1 tRNA gene is annotated in these 310 nt (G+C 53.9%); it reads left to right on the forward strand.

The features are described from left to right. Positions 1-183 precede the first annotated feature (183 nt). Positions 184-259: transfer RNA gene (locus L8G48_RS13365), tRNA-Ala, on the forward strand. Positions 260-310: the final 51 nt, after the last annotated feature.

Genomic DNA, 310 nt, shown 5'->3' on the forward strand with positions numbered 1-310 from the left:
GGTCGGCAGTTCAAGTCTGCCCAGACCCACCAAATTCACGCGATGGCTGCGTTGGAGAACAACTCGCATAGCAGGCTATGCTTCGTCGTTCTCCGCCTTGCCCTCCCGCGAATTAAGAGGTTATCTAGCCTTGAAATTCCCTTATCAGGGTGCGTCGTACATACCGACAGACCTTGGGTCTGTGGGGCCATAGCTCAGCTGGGAGAGCGCCTGCCTTGCACGCAGGAGGTCAGCGGTTCGATCCCGCTTGGCTCCACCATTTCTTCTCTTGATGTAACCGTTAGCGTTAAGTGTTCTTAAACAAGAATAG

It is taken from the genome of Idiomarina aminovorans (assembly GCF_023155095.1).
GTDB classification, from domain to species: Bacteria; Pseudomonadota; Gammaproteobacteria; order Enterobacterales; family Alteromonadaceae; genus Idiomarina; species Idiomarina aminovorans.